The following is a 16450-nucleotide window of genomic DNA, read 5'->3' as shown; positions in this document are numbered from 1 at the left end:
GGCCACGAGGAAATTGCCATGAACGTTCATCCCCATCTTCGCCACAGCCTGCTGGCCTGCGCCCTGCTGCTTGCCAGTGGTTCGACCTGGGCGGCGCAACCCGGCCTGCTGACCAAGGAACTGCAACAGGCGCGCAGCTATACCGTCTCTAGCGCACCGATAGCGCCGCTGCAGCTGGACCCGCCCAAGCTCCCTGACCTCAGTGGCTACACCGCACAGGCCGTGCAGCAAAAGATCGATCGCAGCCAGCCGGGCAAGGTCAGCCTGCGCCGTATGTTCCAGGAAGACAGCCTCAAGGCATTCGTCGGTGGCGACAACAAGGCCGCCGAATGGGTGCGGCGCCAACACGGCATTCCACAGGCCATTTTCATCGACGATGGCCACGTGGACCTGGCGCAGTTGAGCCGCCAGGTGCCGCGCCAGTACCTGTCCGAGGTGCAGCCCGGTGTGTACCTGGCGCGTCTGCCCATCGTGGTCGGGCGCACCGGGACGTTGGAGATCGACGGCAAGGTCAAGCAACTGCGCCTGTCCGAGGAAGGCGGGGCATTTCTGGTCAACGACGGCAAGCTGTTCATCACCGACACCCAGGTGACCGGGTGGCGCGAGCAGGCCAAAGGCCCGGCCACGTTCCGCTCGCCCCAGGCGTTTCGCCCGTTTCTGCTGTCCTGGGGCGGCACCGAGACCTACATCGTCAACAGCACCCTGGCCAGCCTGGGCTATGCGAAGTCCAAGTCCTATGGCGTGAGCATTTCCCAGTACACCCCCAACCTGGCCAAGCGCATGGGCCGGGCGGAGCCGACCGGCTGGATCATCGGTTCGCAGTTCAGCGACCTGTGGTACGGCTTCTACTGCTATGAGACGCGCGACTTCGTGGTCAAGGACAACACCTACCGCGACAACATCGTCTACGGCATCGACCCGCACGACCGCTCCCACGGGCTGATCATCGCCGGCAACAGCGTGCATGGCACGCGCAAGAAGCACGGCATCATCGTTTCGCGGGAGGTGAACGACAGCTGGATCTTCAACAACAAGAGCTTCGACAACAAGCTGTCAGGCGTCGTGATCGATCGCAACAGCGTCAACAACCTGGTGGCCTACAACCAGATCTACCGCAACCACACCGACGGCATCACCCTGTACGAAAGCGGCGATAACTTGCTGTGGGGCAACACGCTGGTCAACAACCGACGCCATGGCATTCGCGTGCGCAACAGCGTGAACATCCGGCTGTACGACAACATCGCCATGGCCAACGGTCTGGTGGGCGTTTACGGCCACATCAAGGACCTGTCCGACACCGACCGCGACATTGCCCTCGACCCGTTCGACACCAAGGTGTCGTTGATCCTGGTGGGTGGGCAACTGGCGGCCAACGGCTCTGGCCCGCTGTCGATCGACTCGCCGTTGTCGGTCGAGCTGTACGACGTGGCCATGCTGGCGCCGCGCAAAGCCAGCGGGATCACCTTCAACGGTGTGCTGGGCCAGCGCCAGGATGAAATCCTCGACCTGCTGGTACGCCAGCGCAAAGCCGTGTTGATCGACCCGGTCGAGCGCCAGACCGAATTGATCCAATAAGGAAGCCCGGACCATGACTCCACAAGCGATTACCGTGCTGAGCGTCACCTGCGCCCTCCTGGCCATCAGTCAGGGCTCACGCGCCGACACCGTGCAGGCCCCTACCTTCACGGCGGTGCCGTGCTGCCAGTTGTGCCCGCAGGCACACGATGCCAGCCGCTACACCACCCGCTACCAGCAGAACTTCACCACCCTGGTGCAGGGCCAGGGCGACTGGTTGTTCCGAACCCGTGAAGACCTGCGCACCGAATTCGACACCTCCCCTGCCGGGTACAAACGCCTGCAGCAGGTGCACGACGCCTTCAAGAAACGCGGTGTGGAACTGGTAGTGGTGTATCAGCCGACCCGGGGCCTGGTGAACCGAAACATGCTTGAGCCGGCAGAAAAAGCCGCGTTCGACTACCAGAAAGCACTGGGCAACTACCAGGCCATGCTCAAGCGCTTCGCCGCCATGGGCTACAACGTGCCTGACCTGTCGCCGCTGACCAACGAGCAGCTGCCTGCCGCCGACCAGGGCAAGGATTTCTACTTCCGTGGCGACCAGCACTGGACGCCCTACGGCGCCGAGCGCGCTGCCCGTATCGTGGCCGACACCGTGCACACGATGCCTGCATTCCAGGGCATCCCGCGCAAGGCATTCGAAACCGTCAAGTCCGGGCGCATGGGCAAGACCGGAACCTTGCACAACGTTGCCGGGCAGCTGTGCGGCACTAGCTACGCGGTGCAGTACATGGACCAGTTCAGCACCGAACCCAAAGGGGCCAGCGGCGATGACGACGACCTGTTCGGCGACCAGGGCAATGCCCAGATCACATTGGTGGGCACGAGCCACAGCGGCAAGAACTACAACTTCGCCGGGTTTCTGGAGCAGTACATCGGCGCCGATGTGCTCAACGTCGCCTTCCCCGGCGGCGGTCTGGAGGGCTCGATGATTCAGTACCTGGGCAGCGAGGAGTTCCGCAAGCATCCACCCAAGATCCTGGTCTGGGAATTTTCGCCCCTCTACAGCCTGGAGCAGGAAACCATCTGGCGACAGATCCTCGGCCTGCTCGACGACGGCTGCGACGACCGCCCGGCGCTGATGAGCGCCAAGACTACGCTCAAGCCGGGCAAGAACACCCTGATGGTCAATGGCAAGGGTGGGGTGATCAAGCCGCTGGTCAACCGCCACCTGCAAATGGATGTGAAGTTCGACGACCCCTCAGTGAAGTTGCTGCAGGCAACCCTCTGGTACCTCAACGGCCGGCACGAGGACATCAAGCTGGAAAAACCCGAAACCTCCGATACCGATGGCCGGTTCGTGTTCCAGATGCGCGAGGACCAGGACTGGGCCGATCAGAAGCTGCTGGCCTTCGAGGTGCAGGGGCCGGAAAAAGGCACGCAGAAGCTCGAAGCCAAGCTGTGCAAACGTAACGACTTCGCCGGACCTGCGCAGACCGCGCAGGCCGGCCAGTGAGGCGAACATGACCCATTACAAACTGATTCTGCGCCCGGCCCTGCTCGCCCTCGCTCTGTTCGCAAGCGCCGCGCAGGCCTCGCTGGTGCCACCTCAGGGTTACTACGAAGGCATCGAGAAACTCAAGACGGGTACCGGCGATTTTCGCTGCGAAGCCCCGCCCACCCCGTATACCGGTGCCCTGCAGTTTCGCAGCAAGTACGAAGGCTCGGACAAGGCGCGGGCCACGCTCAATGTGGCTTCCGAGCACGCCTTTCGGACCTCCACCCAGGACATCACTGCCTTGGAAAAGGGGGTAAGCAAACTGGTCACCCAGTACATGCGCGACGGTCGACCGGCGCAGCTGGACTGCGCACTGGCGTGGCTGGGCACCTGGGCACGGGCCGACGCACTGATGTCCACGAACTACAACCACACCGGCAAATCGATGCGCAAATGGGCTTTGGGCAGCCTGAGCGGGTCATGGCTGCGCCTGAAGTTCTCCAACGCCAGGCCACTGGCGGCGCATCAGGCCGAAGCCGAGCTGATCGAGAAATGGTTCGCTCGCCTGGCCCAGCAGACGGTTAGCGACTGGAGCGACCTGCCGCTGCAGAAGATCAACAATCACAGCTACTGGGCGGCCTGGTCGGTCATGGCCACGGCCGTGGCCACCGACCGCCGTGACCTGTTCGACTGGGCAGTGAAGCAATACAAGGTCGGCGTCAATCAAGTCGACGACCAGGGCTTTCTGCCCAACGAGATCAAACGCAAGCAACGTGCGCTGGCCTATCACAACTATGCCCTGCCGCCCTTGGCATTGATCGCAAGCTTTGCCCAGGCCAACGGCGTGGACCTGCGCGCCGAGAACAATTTTGCCTTGCAGCGCCTGGGCGAAGGGGTACTGGCCGGCGCCCGCGACCCGCGTCATTTCGCCGAGCGCGCAGGCGAGAAACAGGACATGAAGGACCTGAAGGTCGACACCAAGTACGCCTGGCTGGAGCCCTGGTGCGCCCTGTACCACTGCGTGGGCGACACCCTGGCGCGCAAGCAGGGCATGCAGCCGTTCAACAGCTTCCGCATGGGGGGGGACATGACGCGCGTGTATGACCCAGGCGCAATGCGCAAGCACTAACGCAAGACCGTGCAAGGGGCGGCGTGTCGTGACGACACACCGCCTGCACAAAGCTAGGTGGCCTCCCGATTATCTGTGGGGGGTTTGGGGGGCGCTTTGCCCTGGATGCTGTGAGTCTTTAGGAGAACCGGGATGGTCTTTTCGTCCAACGTGTTCCTGTTCCTGTTCCTGCCGATCTTCCTCGGTTTGTACTACCTGAGCGGGCAGCGCTATCGCAACGCGTTGTTGCTGATCGCCAGCTACCTCTTCTATGCCTGGTGGCGCGTGGACTTCCTCGCCTTGTTCGCCGGCGTCACCCTGTGGAACTACTGGATCGGGCTGAACGTCGGTGCCGCCGGTGTGCGCAGCAAGCCCGCGCAACGCTGGCTGCTGCTGGGCGTTGGCGTGGACCTGGCCATTCTGGGCTATTTCAAGTACGCCAACTTCGGCGTCGAAAGCCTCAATGCGATCATCACCTCGTTCGGCCTTGAGCCGTTCATCCTCACCCATGTGCTGCTGCCAATCGGCATTTCGTTCTACATCTTCGAGTCCATCAGCTACCTCATCGACGTGTACCGCGGGGATACCCCGGCCACCGACAACCTGATCGACTTCGCCGCCTTCGTGGCGATCTTCCCGCACCTGATCGCCGGGCCGGTGTTGCGCTTCAAGGACCTGGTCGAGCAGTTCAACCACCGCACGCATACGCTGGACAAATTTTCCGAAGGCTGCACGCGCTTCATGCAAGGGTTCGTCAAGAAGGTATTCATCGCCGATACCCTGGCGGTGGTGGCAGACCATTGCTTCGCCTTGCAGCAGCCCACCACCGGCGATGCCTGGCTGGGCGCGCTGGCCTACACCGCGCAGTTGTATTTCGACTTCAGCGGCTACAGCGACATGGCCATCGGCCTGGGCCTGATGATGGGCTTTCGCTTCATGGAAAACTTCCGCCAGCCCTACATCAGCCAGTCCATCACCGAGTTCTGGCGGCGCTGGCACATCAGCCTGTCCACCTGGCTGCGCGACTACCTGTACATCACCCTGGGCGGTAACCGCAAAGGCACGCTCAACACCTACCGCAACCTGTTCCTGACCATGCTGCTGGGCGGGCTTTGGCATGGCGCCAACGTCACCTACATCCTCTGGGGCGCCTGGCATGGCGTGTGGCTGGCGATCGAACGGGCATTGGGCATCGACACCCACCCGCAGCGCTTCAACCCGGTCAAGTGGGCCTTCACCTTCCTGCTGGTGGTGGTGGGCTGGGTGGTGTTCCGGGCCGAGAACCTGCACGTCGCAGCGCGCATGTACGGCGCCATGTTCAGCTTCGGCCACTGGCAGCTTTCCGAACTCAACCGCGCTCAGCTGACCGGCCTGCAAGTGGCGACTCTGGTGATCGCCTACCTGGCCTTGGCCTTCTTCGGCCTGCGCGATGTTTACCGTAACGCCCGAACCACGCCCACCGCATCACCCACCGCCACGCCAGTGCAGATCAACCGTGATGGCTCGCTCGGCCTTGGCTGGACGCGCGTGATGACCCGAACCCTGGTGCTGCTGCTGTTTGTCGCGTCGATCCTGAAGCTGTCGGCGCAGAGCTATTCGCCGTTTCTCTATTTCCAGTTCTGAGGCCGATGTGATGACCCGGACACTTCGCATGACCTACTGCTTGTCTTTCCTCGGCCTGTTGACGGGCATGGGCCTGTGGTCGACCTCAAGCCTGCACGGCTTTGAACGCACCGAACAGATGAGCCTGCTCGACGGCAAGCTGGCCAAGGCCACCGAACAACATTACGACGCCGCGTTTCCGATCAAGCGCCTGGGCACCAACGTGTGGGCCGCCCTGGATTTCAAGCTGTTCCACGAAGGGCGGCCAGGCGTGGTGCTGGGGCGCGACCAGTGGCTGTTCAGTGACGAAGAGTTCAAGCCCACCGCCGGTGCCGAGGCATTGGTGCAGGAGAACCTGGCGCTGATCCGCGGCGTGCGCGACACCCTGCAACGGCACGGCAGCCAGCTGGTGCTGGCGATCGTGCCGGCCAAGGCGCGGGTGTACGACGAACACCTTGGCCAGACACGACCGGCGAGCCTGCATGGGGAGCTGTACAACCAGTTTCATGCCAAGGCACGCCAGGCCAATGTGTTCGCCCCGGACCTGATGGCCCCGCTGGAACAGGCCAAGGCCCGCGGCCAGGTGTTTCTGCGCACCGATACCCATTGGACGCCCCTGGGTGCCGAAGTGGCAGCACAAGCGCTGGCTGCGGCCGTCAGCCGCCAGCGTCTGCTCGAAGCGAGCCCACAAGCCTTCGTCACCCAGGCCCAGGGCAGTGCGCCGTACAAGGGCGACCTGACCAACTTCCTGCCGTTGGATCCTTTGTTCTCCCACCTGCTGCCGCCGCCGGACACCCTCCAGCAACGCACCACCCGCCCTGTTGCAGCTCAAGCCGACGCAGGGGATGCGTTGTTCGCCGACCAGCAGATCCCCGTGGCGCTGGTGGGCACCAGCTACAGCGCAAACCCCCGCTGGAACTTCGTGGGCGCCCTGCAGCAGGCGCTGCACAGCGACGTGGCCAACTATGCCGAGGACGGCCACGGGCCCTTCCTACCCATGCTCAAGTACCTGCAAAGCGATGCCTTCCAACATGCCGCGCCACAAGTGGTGGTGTGGGAATTCCCGGAGCGCTACCTGCCCATGAAACCTGAACTCGACGGCATCGATCCGCACTGGGTCGCTCAGCTCAAGCACTCGCGCGACGCCGAAAAAAACCTGGCCTTGACGGCCACCCGAACCACCCACTGACCGAAAGAGGCAATGCCCATGACGACTCCATCTTCCATCGCCAAAGCCCTGACCCTCGCAGCCGGCCTGTCCCTGGCATCAGTACAGGCTTATGCCGGCGCCGACGCGGCGCTTTACGGCCCGAGCGCGCCGAAGGGCTCGACCTTCGTGCGCTTGTACAACGCAAGCAGCGCACCGGCTGGCGCCTCCGTCGGCAACACGCAGATCAAGCCGGTCGGCCCCCAGGCCAGCAGTGACTTCAGTTTCCTGCCAGGCGGTGACTACACCGCTCAGGTCGGCAGCCAGCGCGTACCGGTCAAGCTGGCCTCGGACCAGTACTACACCCTGGTCAACAGCCCTGCCGGTACGCCTCTACTGATCGAAGAGCCGCCGTTCAAGAACAAGCAGAAAGCGCTGGTACGGGTACAGAACCTGAGCAACCAGACGCTGGCGCTGAAAACCGCCGATGGCAAGACCGAAGTGGTCAAGCCGGTCGCCGCCAATGGCCGCGGCGAGCGTGAAATCAACCCTGTGAAGGTGGACCTGGCGCTGTTCCAGGGCGACCGGAAAGTCGGTGACGTGAAACCCGTGGCCCTGGAGCGCGGCGAAGCGGCCGTGCTGTATGTCACCGGCTCCGGCAGCACGCTGTCCCCGGTATGGGTCACCCGCCCTGTGAGCAGCAACTGATTGCCCTGCCCTCAATGACGATTGGAGAAACACGATGATCCCGGTAATTCTTTCTGGCGGTAGCGGTTCGCGTTTGTGGCCTTTGTCGCGCAAGCAGTTCCCCAAGCAGTTCCTGGCCCTGACCGGCGAGCACACGCTGTTCCAGCAGACACTCGAACGTCTGGTGTTCGAAGGCATGGACGCACCCATTGTGGTCTGTAACAAGGAGCACACCTTCATCGTGCAGGAGCAACTGGCCGCGCTCGACCTGCAAACCCAGGGCATCCTGCTCGAACCGTTCGGGCGCAACACCGCGCCGGCAGTGGCCATGAGCGCCATGAAACTGGTCAACGAAGGGCGTGACGCGTTGATGCTGGTGCTGCCTGCTGACCATGTCATCGATGACCAGAAGGCGCTGCAGCGGGCGTTGGCGCTGGCCACCGTGGCCGCCGAGCGCGGCGAGATGGTGCTGTTTGGGGTGCCGGCGACCAAGCCTGAAACCGGCTACGGCTACATTCGCTCGAGCCAGGATGCCTTGCTGCCCGAAGGCGTGGCGCGAGTGGCGCAGTTCGTCGAAAAGCCTGACGAGCAGCGGGCGATCGAGTTCGTTCAGGCCGGGGGGTATTTCTGGAACAGCGGCATGTTCCTGTTCCGTGCCAGCCGCTTTCTCGAAGAGCTGAAAAAGCACGACCCCGACATTTACGACACCTGTTTGCTGGCGCTGGAGCGCAGCCAGGTGGATGGCACCACGCTGATCATCGATGAAGCGAGCTTCGCCTGCTGCCCGGACAACTCCATCGACTATGCCGTGATGGAGAAGACCCAGCGAGCCTGCGTGGTGCCCATGTCGGCCGGCTGGAGCGATGTGGGTTGCTGGTCGTCACTGTGGGATGTGCACGACAAGGATGACCACGGCAATGTCACCAAGGGTGACGTGGTGGTGCAGGACAGCCACAACTGCATGATTCACGGCAACGGCAAGCTGGTGTCGGTGATCGGGCTGGACAACATCGTGGTGGTCGAAACCAAGGACGCCATGATGATTGCCCACAAGGACAAGGTCCAGGGCGTCAAGCAGATGGTCAAGACCCTGGACGCCCAGGGTCGCAGCGAAACCCAGAGCCATCCGGAAGTCTACCGTCCGTGGGGCTCGTACGATTCGGTGGACATGGGCGGGCGTTTCCAGGTCAAGCACATCACGGTCAAGCCGGGGGCCAGCCTGTCGTTGCAGATGCACCATCACCGCGCCGAGCACTGGATCGTCGTGTCGGGTACGGCTGAAGTGACGTGCGATCAGAATGTATTCCTGCTCACCGAAAACCAGTCGACCTACATTCCGATCGCGTCGGTGCATCGCCTGCGCAACCCCGGCAAGATCCCCCTTGAGATCATCGAGGTGCAGTCGGGCAGCTACCTTGGCGAGGATGACATCGAGCGGTTCGAGGATGTGTACGGGCGTACGTCCGAGTCGGCGCAGTGTGGTGGCGCGGTCAAGGCTGCTTCGCAGTGATTGCGCGGTGATGGGGGGCTCAAGCCCCGGGGCTGATTCGCGCTCCGGCACTTGAGCCCCACCTCGCCTTGCTCGATCCACAGCCGGCCAAGCCTTCCCCTTTTGAGCCTTCCCCCATTTCACGCTACGATGCTTCAACCCTCGCGCAACCAAGGTCTGCAAGCCTCATGATCATCGGCGCTCTCCTTATCCTCACCTGGCTGGTGCTGTTGCTGCGCTACCCCGCCAAGGCCTTGCCGATTTCGCTGGCTGCGGTGGGTGGTCTGGGCCTGGTGGCCTTGTTCGTCATCTGGCAGGACACTCGCGAAACCTCGCAACTGGCCCGCCTGGACATGCGCCTTGCCTATGCCCCCACCCAATGCCCCGCCGACCGCCCCTTGCAGGTCACCCTGAAGAACGACAACAAGGTTCCGCTCACCGAACTGCGCTGGCGTGTGGCGGCCTATGCGCCTGGCGACACCGTCAACCTGGCAGAAAACACCTACAATGCACCGCGCTACCGTGGGCCTGGGGAATTGCAACCCGGCGCGCAGTGGTCCGATTGCCTGCCGTTGCCTGCGCTACGCTCGGGCTACCGTGCACAGACGTTGGCGTTCAGGGCCGAGCACCTGCAAGGCAGCTTTGCCAACTGAATCCTTCGATGCCCAACCGCTGGCGACGCATCGGCGACTCGGCGCACACCCACTGCCCCTCTACCCAGACCCAAAGGCCTTCTGCATGTCGACTGTTCTGATCACCGGTTGCTCCAGCGGCATTGGCCGCGCCCTGGCCGATGCGTTTCGCGATGCCGGTCATCAGGTCTGGGCCACTGCCCGCCAGGCTGAAGATGTGGCGCGCCTGGCCGCTGCGGGCTTCGTTGCCCGACAACTGGATGTCAACGACCCACACGCCCTGGCCCTGCTCGCGCAGGAGCTCGATGCACTGGACATCCTGATCAACAACGCCGGCTACGGCGCCATGGGGCCGCTGCTCGATGGCGGGGTCGACGCCCTGCAGCGCCAGTTCCAGACAAACGTGTTCGCGCTGGTCGGCGTGACACGCGCACTGTTCCCCCAGTTGCGTCGCGCCAAAGGCCTGGTGGTGAACATCGGCAGTGTCTCCGGGGTGCTGGTCACGCCGTTCGCCGGCGCCTACTGCGCCTCCAAGGCCGCCGTGAAGGCCTTGAGCGACGCCTTGCGCCTGGAGCTTGCGCCGTTGGGCATACGCGTGATGGAGGTGCAGCCTGGAGCGATTGCCTCGCAGTTCGCCAGTCACGCCCAGCAGCAGGCGCAGCAGGTGCTGGCGCCGGAATCGCCGTGGTGGCCATTGCGTGAACACATTCAAGCCCGGGCCCGCGCCTCGCTCGACCGGCCAACACCGGCAGCGGTCTTTGCCCAGGGCGTGCTGAAAGCGACCCAGCGTTCGCCAGTGCCAGCACGGGTGCGGCTGGGCAACGGCAGCACTGCCTTGCCACTGATGGCCTGCCTGGTGCCGCAGCGTTTACTGGACAAGGTGCTGCGCAAACGGTTTGGCTTGTCACGAACGCTGTAGGGCGCTGACGGCGCCGCGCACTCAGACCTTGTCGAACGCCTGCCACCCTCCGCCGAGCGCTTTGTACAGCCCCACGAGCGCCTGGGATACTGCGGCAGCGCTGTCGATCCACTGCTCTTCGCTGGCCAGCAAGGCCGACTGCACGGTCAGTACATTGAGAAAATCCACCGCACCTTCCACGTATTGACGCTGGGCCGTTTCCAGGGCGATGCGGTTCTGCCGCACGGCTTCGGCGAGGCGATCGCGACGCAGCTGGCTGGCGTTGTAAAGGCGCAGCACATCATCGATTTCATGCCAGGCCCCCAGCACCACCTTGCGGTAGTTCAGGGCCGCTTCCTGCTGCTGCGCCTGGCGCAGTGCCAAGGTGCCCTTGAGGCGACCGCCTTCGAAAATCGGCAGCGACAGCTGCGGTCCGAAGGCGAAGCGGCGAGAGTCCCAGGCACCGAAGTCAGCCAGTTGCATGGCCTGGAAGCCCACGTTGCCAGACAGCCGGATACGCGGATAAAAATCTGCCTTGGCCACGCCGATGCTGGCCGTGGCAGCATGCAGGCGCGCCTGGGCCTGGCGGATGTCCGGACGCCGCTCGGCCAGTTCCGAAGGCACGCCGATGGCGAACGTCTGCTGCGGGTCGGGTAGCTCACCGGCTTGCAGCAGGCTGTCCTGCAGACTGCGTGGGGGCTCGGCCGCCAGCAGGCTCAAGGCATTGATCAAATCGTCACGGCGTGCCTGCAAAGTGGGCAGGCGAGATTCGATCAAGGCGACCTGGGCGTTGGCCTGGGCCACGTCGAGCCGAGTGGCCACGCCTTCGGCCTGACGGTCTTCGGACAATTCAAGGCTGTGCCGCGCGACCTTGAGGTTGTCCTCGGTCACCTGCAACGTATGCTGCACCGCACGCAGCTGGATGTAATCACCGGCTGTTTCGGCGAGCAGGGCCAGCAGGACGCCGTTTCGGTCGTTCTCGGCGACCTCGACACTGGCGTCGGCCGCTTCGACCTGACGCCGCACACGCCCCCAGACGTCCAGCTCCCAACCTGCCACCAAGTCACCCTGCCACAGGTTGAAGGCCGATTTACCCGCGTTGCCCGAGGGGTCGCTCAGCCCCTCGGCGCTGTTGCGGGCACGGCTGTAGCCTGCATTGGCGTCCACCGACGGCTGCTGGTCGGCGGCCACAGTACTGCGCAGCGCACGGCTTTGCAGCAAGCGGGCACTGGCGATCTGCAGATCGAGGTTGCGCGTGGCGACCTGCTCGATCAGTGCACTGAGCCGTGGGTCGTGAAAGCTGTCCCACCAGCGCAACTGGATGGCCTCTGCCACAGGTTGGCTGGGCGCGTGTTCACCCTGCAACGGGTCCCACTGCTGGGGCGCCTGGGCGTCAGGGCGCTGGAAGTCCGGGCCAAGGGTACAGCCCGTGAGCAGTGCAGCGAGCAGTACGGCCGCAGGGGTCTTTGTCTTGAAACGCGTGACGGGCCGCGATGAACTGACTACTTGTGGGCGGGCGGGTGCAGGGCTCTGCGCGTGAGCGATGTTCATCGGGCTGTCACCCCGCTGCCTGCCAGCTTATCGCCTCGGGTATCGCGGGTCGTGTCGATGGTCGCTTCGACCGACATGCCGACACGCAGGCGGGTCAACAACGGCTGCCCGTCATCGAAGACGATCTTCACCGGAATACGCTGGACCACCTTGGTGAAATTGCCGGTGGCGTTGTCCGGCTTCACAGCGGAGAACGTCACCCCTGTGGCCGGAGCGATGCTTTCGACGTGTCCATGGAGTTGTTCATCGGCAAAGGTATCGACGCTGATGCTGACCGGCTGACCAGGCTGCACGTGGGTCAATTGGGTTTCCTGGAAGTTGCCCACCACATAGGCCTGTTGCAGGGGCACCACCGACAACAGTCGCGCCCCTGGGTTGACGTAGGCCCCGATGCGCAACGCACGCTCACCGACCATGCCGTCGACCGGCGCCGTGATGCGGGTATAGGAGAGGTCCAGCCGGGCCTTTTCCACCCCGGCTTCGGCGCGCTTGAGCTGGCCATCGGCGCTGGCGACCTGGGCGGCGAGGATGTCTACCTGCTTGCGTGCAGCCACCGAAGCTGCGCGGGCATTGGCCAGGCGGGCACGGGCCTGGTCCACGGCGCTGCGCGCTTGCTGAGCGTTTTGCACGGTACCGGCGCCCTGCTCGGCCAGGCGCCCGTAGCGGCGCACCTCATGATCGGCGAACGCCGCCTCGGCTTCGGCGGCTTTCACCGCTGCCTGGGCCTGGGCAATCAGCGCGTCCTGGCGGTCGAGGGTGGCGCGGGCATCGGTGCTCTGGGCCTTGGCCACCAGCAGCTGCGCCTGGGCAGCGTCCAGGGCAGCCTGGTAGTCACGGGCATCGATGGTGGCCAACAGTTGTCCGGCCTTGACCTGCTGGTTGTCCTCGACCAGCACCTGCGTGATGAAGCCAGCGACTTTGGGCGCGACCACGGTGTAGTCGGCGGTCACGTAGGCATCGTTGGTGCTCTGCCGGTGATCGCTGCCCACCAGCCAGGGGCCGACGAGGGCGGCCAGCACGGCCACGGCCAGCACAGCGCCGATGAACAGGGTTTTACGGTGGATGGTCATTTGGCGTTTCTCGAATTCAGACGGGGGTCAGGCCACCGCGCGCGGCGGATAGACCCGGGTGGGCATGACAGGGATCAGGCAGATCAGGGCCACGGCAATGACGGCCAGGACCAGGTAGAGGTCGGCCGAGGTCAGTACCAGCGCCTGGTCATGAATACGCTTGGCAAGGCTGGCAGCGTGGTCGTCCAGCAACGGGGCATTGCCCAGGCTGTCGACCAGGTGATTGGAATGAAAATGCCGACGCAGCGTGCCCAGGGCATCCAGCAGCCCGCCCGCCACGACGGCGGACAAGCCCTTGACGGTATTGAACCAGGCCGAGGCGAAGGGGCCTTCCTGGGGGCTCATGCCCGTGGTCGAGAGCATCAGCAACGGCAGGACCGCCATCGGCTGGCCGAACACCTGCAACAGGTAGAACGGGTAGAAGTCGGTGCGGATCCACTGGCTCGTGAGCAGGCTGCTGCCGATGCAGGACGCGGCCAGCATTGCCAGGCCGATACCCAGCACCCAGCGGCAGTCGACTGCGCGGATGTTGCAAAGCGCGGCGGTCAGCGGCAGGGCGATCAATTGTGGCATGGCCACCAGCAGCATCAGCGGGCTGGTCTGGGCGGGCCGGTAGCCCTGGAGCTGGGCCAGGTAGGCGGACGGTAGGCTACCCACACCCGACAGCACGATGAGTACGCCTGCGACGGTTAGCAGGGCAAAGGCCAGGTTGCGCCGGCCCAGCAAGCGCAGCTGGAAAAACGGCAGGGGCTCGGACCACTCGTTGAACATGAACAGCACCAACAGCAGCAGCCCACCGCCCAGCAGCCAGCAGATCAACGGCGAATCGAACCAGCCCCAGCGATCGCCCAGGGACAGCCCCAGCACGATACCGCAGATCGCCGGCAACCCAAGCAGCACACCACGCCAGTCGAACTGCCTGAAACGCTCCAGGCGCAATGGGTCCTGCGGCAACCCCCACGCCACGCAGCCACCGGCCACCAGCGACGGCAGGATGATCTGCCAGAACGCCCAGCGCCAGCCGACGTATTCGGTCCACAGGCCAGCCAGCGGTGTACCCAGGTTGGGGCCGAAGGTGGCCGTCAAGGCGTAGCACGCCAGGCCGTAGACCTTGATGCCAGGGGGCAGGAAACGCAGCGCCACGCTCATCAGCATCGGCGGCAGTGCACCCGAGGCGAGCCCTTGCAGCACCCGCAGCAGCATCAGGCTGTGCACGTTGGGGGCGAAGGGTTGCAGCAGACCCAGCACCGCGAAGGTACCAATGGCTGCCAAGGTGAAGCGCCGCAAGGAAAAGGTGGTCGCCAACCAGGGCGAAAAGGCCATTGCCGAAACGGAGGCTGCGCTGTACACCGCCAGCAGCCAGGCCCCTTCATCGGCACCGATGCCCATGGCCCCGCGGATATCGGCCAGGGAAATCTTGGTCACGGACTCGTTGAGGCCCGCACAGAGCACCGCCAGCAACACGCCGAACAGCCCGACCACCACCTGCAGGCCGAACGCGCCCTGTGCGGGGGCGGCCGGTGCAGGCGTGGCAGCCAGCCCACTCGCTGAGGCAGAAACGGCATTCATTTAGAGACATCTCCAGCAACAATTTTACGACTGGAGCGATTTTAGGCAGGGTGAATGCTGACGAAAACTGAATTATTGGCAGCTTTATATTGCGTCAAACGCAATGATTCCATGTTCAAGGGTCGCTTCGGGTACAGGCCTTGATCGTCTGACGCAGCCACTGGTGGGCCGGGTCGTTGTCAAAACGTGGGTGCCAGGCCTGCATCACGTTCACTTTTTCAAGGGGTACGGGAATTTCGAAGGAGCGCAGGGGAAGCTTCAGACGCTGGACGCTGTTCAGGATGTTGGCCGGGATCGGCAGGATCAGGTCCGAGTCAGGTAACGAGAACATCGCCGAGTGGAAGCTGGTGGTAATCAGCGCCACCCGGCGCTCGACCCGATGGTTGGCCAGGGCCACATCGATCGGACCGTTGGCACGGCCCCGGCGCGACACGCTGATCTGCGGGAACGCGGCGAAGCGTTGTGGGGTGATGTCCTGGTCGAAGACCGGATGCTCCATGCGCGCCAGGCCGACGAAGTAGGTGCTGAACAAACTCTGCACCTTGATCTCCGGCCCCAGCTCCACGGAGGAGCTGACGATCAGGTCGATGTGGCCGTTGCGCAGCATGGCATCGTCGTCACTGCTGCCTTCGGGCACGAAACGCAGCACGGTATTGGGCGCGTCGGCCAGCATCATGCGCAGCAGCTTGGCCCCGTAGAGGGCAATGAACAGGTCGTTGGTACGCACGTTGAAGGCACGGTGCAGTTTGGACAGGTCGACGCCTTCACGGCTGCGAAACACCTGCCCGGCCTGCTCCACCAGGCCATGCACCTGCTCGCGCAGGGCCAGGGCGCGCGGCGTGGGCACCAGCCCGCGGCCAGCGCGCACCAGGATGGGGTCGCCCATGGCCTCGCGTATGCGCCCCAGCGTGCGGCTCATGGCGGCTGGGCTGAGGTTCATACGTTGTGCCGCGCCCACCACGCTGCCCTCATCGAGCAGCACGTCGAGGGCGACCAGCAGGTTCATGTCAGGCAGTTGCATGGTCGTTTTCCGAGACGACGTTGGGAAAGGGCGATGTTAGCAGGTTGCTCGATTGCGCCCGACGCAATGTGCTCGTGCGTGGCAGGGCCTTTATTCGCAGCCTGGGTGAGGTCGACAATGGCAGCAGCAGGCTCGGCCCTGGCCGGCAGCTCAGCCACCCCCACGATCAAGGATTCCGTATGCCAAGCCCCGTGCTCATCGCCATCGACGCCTCCCCTGCTACCCAAGCGCTGCTCGCCCTGGCCCGCCGCTGGTGTCGTCCTGAAGACCATACCTTGCATGTACTGCTGGCCATCGATACTTCCTTTGCCGTGCACGAACAACCGGCGCCCTACACGGCCGACGAACAAGCGCAGTACCCTGCCGCGTGCGAGGAACAGCAACAGGCCGACCATGCCCTGGGCAAGGCGGTCCGTGACTTGCAGCAGGCGGGTTTCGCCTGCCACGGCAGCATGGTGGCCGGTCGGCCTGTAGAGGTCATCGTGGCCAAGGCCCAGGCCCTGAACTGCGAACTGATCATCATGGGGCACCGTCATCTGTCGCGATTGGGGCGACTGCTGGACCCTTCGATCAGTGCCAAGGTGATCGATCAGGTGCAGGTGCCGGTTTTGGTCGGGCCGGCTGAATGTCCCGCTTGAGGAGCCGGACCTTCAGGTGATT

General features: G+C 64.0%; 13 protein-coding genes and 1 pseudogene. 10 read left to right on the top strand and 4 right to left on the bottom strand.

Annotated elements, in window-relative coordinates; all coding sequences use genetic code 11:
* Positions 1–18 precede the first annotated feature (18 nt).
* The 9 genes and pseudogenes from algG (at position 19) to NMB38_RS03950 (ending at position 10600) form a co-directional block, all read left to right on the top strand.
* The gene (algG, locus tag NMB38_RS03990; RefSeq protein WP_145280258.1) at positions 19–1578 is read left to right on the top strand and encodes a mannuronan 5-epimerase AlgG; all 1560 of its coding nucleotides are present in this window, start codon (positions 19–21) and stop codon (positions 1576–1578) included.
* Positions 1579–1591: 13 nt separating this feature from the next.
* Entirely contained in the window at positions 1592–3034 is a 1443-nt protein-coding gene (locus tag NMB38_RS03985; protein ID WP_490805840.1) for an alginate O-acetyltransferase, read from the top strand.
* 7 nt (positions 3035–3041) lie between these two features.
* On the top strand, positions 3042–4145 hold the full coding sequence (locus NMB38_RS03980; RefSeq protein WP_027914442.1) for a mannuronate-specific alginate lyase: 1104 nt from the start codon (positions 3042–3044) through the stop codon (positions 4143–4145).
* A gap of 132 nt (positions 4146–4277) precedes the next feature.
* Positions 4278–5747: an MBOAT family O-acyltransferase gene (locus tag NMB38_RS03975; RefSeq protein ID WP_059183321.1), complete on the top strand. Its 1470-nt coding sequence runs from the start codon at positions 4278–4280 to the stop codon at positions 5745–5747.
* 10 nt (positions 5748–5757) lie between these two features.
* Positions 5758–6915: an alginate O-acetyltransferase gene (locus NMB38_RS03970; RefSeq protein WP_027914440.1), complete on the top strand. Its 1158-nt coding sequence runs from the start codon at positions 5758–5760 to the stop codon at positions 6913–6915.
* 18 nt (positions 6916–6933) lie between these two features.
* Positions 6934–7581 (top strand): alginate O-acetyltransferase AlgF, encoded by a 648-nt coding sequence (locus NMB38_RS03965; protein ID WP_049696512.1) that lies wholly within the window; start codon positions 6934–6936, stop codon positions 7579–7581.
* 34 nt (positions 7582–7615) lie between these two features.
* Positions 7616–9056: pseudogene (locus NMB38_RS03960) on the top strand (mannose-1-phosphate guanylyltransferase/mannose-6-phosphate isomerase); the annotation flags it as partial.
* 181 nt (positions 9057–9237) lie between these two features.
* Entirely contained in the window at positions 9238–9702 is a 465-nt protein-coding gene (locus tag NMB38_RS03955; protein WP_027914437.1) for a hypothetical protein, read from the top strand.
* A gap of 85 nt (positions 9703–9787) precedes the next feature.
* Complete coding sequence (locus tag NMB38_RS03950; RefSeq protein ID WP_028687640.1) at positions 9788–10600, top strand: SDR family oxidoreductase; 813 nt, start codon at positions 9788–9790, stop codon at positions 10598–10600.
* 21 nt (positions 10601–10621) lie between these two features.
* Here the strand turns inward: NMB38_RS03950 and NMB38_RS03945 are convergent, their stop codons facing one another.
* The 4 genes from NMB38_RS03945 to NMB38_RS03930 form a co-directional block, all read right to left on the bottom strand.
* Positions 10622–12130 carry an efflux transporter outer membrane subunit gene (locus tag NMB38_RS03945; RefSeq protein WP_080992904.1) on the bottom strand — a complete coding sequence of 503 codons (1509 nt, stop codon included), beginning with the start codon at positions 12128–12130 and terminating at the stop codon, positions 10622–10624.
* Positions 12127–13200 carry an HlyD family secretion protein gene (locus tag NMB38_RS03940; protein ID WP_404697750.1) on the bottom strand — a complete coding sequence of 358 codons (1074 nt, stop codon included), beginning with the start codon at positions 13198–13200 and terminating at the stop codon, positions 12127–12129. The genes NMB38_RS03945 and NMB38_RS03940 overlap by 4 nt, the downstream gene beginning before the upstream one ends.
* A gap of 27 nt (positions 13201–13227) precedes the next feature.
* Positions 13228–14769 (bottom strand): MFS transporter, encoded by a 1542-nt coding sequence (locus tag NMB38_RS03935; RefSeq protein ID WP_028687637.1) that lies wholly within the window; start codon positions 14767–14769, stop codon positions 13228–13230.
* A 115-nt stretch (positions 14770–14884) separates the two neighbouring features.
* Positions 14885–15790, bottom strand: coding sequence for a LysR family transcriptional regulator (locus NMB38_RS03930; protein WP_023534365.1), 906 nt, complete (start codon positions 15788–15790; stop codon positions 14885–14887).
* A 179-nt stretch (positions 15791–15969) separates the two neighbouring features.
* Between NMB38_RS03930 and NMB38_RS03925 the strand changes: the two genes are divergently transcribed.
* Positions 15970–16428 carry a universal stress protein gene (locus tag NMB38_RS03925; protein WP_490805839.1) on the top strand — a complete coding sequence of 153 codons (459 nt, stop codon included), beginning with the start codon at positions 15970–15972 and terminating at the stop codon, positions 16426–16428.
* Positions 16429–16450 lie beyond the last annotated feature (22 nt).

The organism is Pseudomonas sp. FBCC-B35, from assembly GCF_059133755.1.
Note: the sequence above shows the minus strand (reverse complement) of the source record. Positions and strands in the feature narration are given on the sequence as shown.